Annotated in this window: 3 protein-coding genes and 1 pseudogene; 2 read left to right on the top strand and 2 right to left on the bottom strand. The window is 61.2% G+C overall.

Going from position 1 to position 1,666, the window contains the following annotated elements:
- Window positions 1–398, top strand: a 398-nt coding sequence (locus WAN71_RS27925) for a CAP domain-containing protein (protein ID WP_422228427.1), incomplete at its 5' end; no start/stop codon positions are given.
- A 68-nt stretch (window positions 399–466) separates the two neighbouring features.
- Window positions 467–850, top strand: a complete 384-nt coding sequence (locus WAN71_RS27920; RefSeq protein ID WP_422228426.1) for a DUF732 domain-containing protein — start codon at window positions 467–469, stop codon at window positions 848–850.
- A 6-nt stretch (window positions 851–856) separates the two neighbouring features.
- On the opposite strand, the pseudogene WAN71_RS27915 reads toward WAN71_RS27920, so the two are convergent.
- Window positions 857–985 (bottom strand): annotated as a pseudogene (locus tag WAN71_RS27915) (hypothetical protein); the annotation flags it as partial.
- Between the two features lie 122 nt (window positions 986–1,107).
- Window positions 1,108–1,666: acyl-CoA dehydrogenase (locus WAN71_RS27910; RefSeq protein WP_422228425.1), on the bottom strand; the 559-nt coding region annotated here is incomplete at its 5' end.

Raw genomic sequence — 1,666 nt, 5'->3', positions numbered from 1 at the left:
ACGCGCGGCTCAACAACGGCATCGTGGTGAACGTCGACACGATCAAGAAGAAGGCCGGCTGCACGACCGACCTGCACATCAACCCGCAGCTGGTGTCCGCCGCGCAGCAGCACACGGTCGATGTGCTCAACAACCGGAACCTCGACGGTGATATTGGCTCGGACGGGTCGACGGTACAGGACCGGGCCCGAGGCGTGGGTTACAACGGCACGGTCGCTGAGACGGTGGCCATCAACCAGTCGCTGGCAATCAATGACCTTGACGTCATGGGCAATTGGTTCTACCGCCCCGACTACTACGCGATCATGTCCAACTGCACCAACACTCAGATCGGTGTGTGGTCGGAGAACAGCTTCGACCGCAGTGTGCTCGTCGCGGTTTACGGGCAGCCGCGTTGACCGGGCGCGATAAAACTCCGACATATCCACGGGACAGAGGGACTCCGTTGCGAAAAAACAATATTCCGGTGAACGGGGCGTCAGCTGTGCGGCGCGCTGCGTCGCTTGGTGCCTTTGTTGTTGCCGTGACATTCAGCGGCGGAGTGTTGGCGCCGCCCCCGTGGGCGCACGCCGTCCCGGCCCCCGAGATTGAATATCTGTACGACATCACCGTGCGGCGGCAGTACAGCTTTGCGAACGCGGGCGACGCCATTGGCTATGCCCATGGGATCTGCGACAAGGTCAGCAGCGGCGCCAGCTACGGCCAGGTGATGAATGACGTGAAGAACGACGTAAGGCCCAACGACGAGTACGCGGCTAACTATCTCGTCTCATATTCGGTCAATATCTTCTGCCCAGCTCAACTCTGGCAGCTGCGCAACTCGGCGGCTAACTACGTGCCGCCACAGTGAGTGGCACTACCCGCCGGCGGGACCCAAGTCCGGTGCATATGAGGGCGGCGGGTACACACCCCTGAGCAGCCAAGCGTAGGCGGCGATGCCGTACTCCAGCTCGTCGCTGGCGTCGTAGTCCGGATTTGGATTCATGTGACTAACTAACCCTTCGCCTTGGGCTTGCGCAACTCGCGAACAAGCATTCATCATGTCAACCGATCCGGGAAGCCTTTTCTTTGCAGTGATCTAAACGCTGCCGGCGTTCCGCAGTGGCTTCAGCCTGGCAGATTTTCCGGATGCAGCATCTCGGCGTACCGGCACGGCTCGGGGATGCCGAATCCGTCGACCAATGTCTCGGCGTAGGGCCGCAGCAACCGGCACCGGTCGTTGATACCGCGAGTGACCGCTTTGGCGCGCTCGGTGGACAGGTACCGGTGCTCGACGAACCACGCTTTATCGTCTTCGATCACCGACAATGCGTACAGGTCACACACCAGGCCGAGCACCTCGCGGGCCTCGTCGTCCTCACACGGGTCGATCCCGGCGACGAACGCCTCCAGCACCACCCGATCGATATGGGCCTGCGCGGCATGCAGCACGTGATCCTGTACGGCGTTGAACGCATCGAATGCCGACATCTCTTTGGATTTGCCCTGTAGCCGCCGCGCCACCGAAGCGATGATGTACTCTTCGCGGTCCTCGAACATCTTGACCTGGGTACCGCGGTTGAACAGGCTGCCTTCCTCTTCGTTGTCCTGTCGGGCGTCGACAATGGTCTGGATAATCGTCTCTGCCGCAGTGCGTTTCAGCACCCGCTCACCGGCGAAGTTGGCC

This window comes from Mycobacterium sp. (assembly GCF_049280035.1).
Classification (GTDB): domain Bacteria; phylum Actinomycetota; class Actinomycetes; order Mycobacteriales; family Mycobacteriaceae; genus Mycobacterium.
Note: the sequence above shows the minus strand (reverse complement) of the source record. Positions and strands in the feature narration are given on the sequence as shown.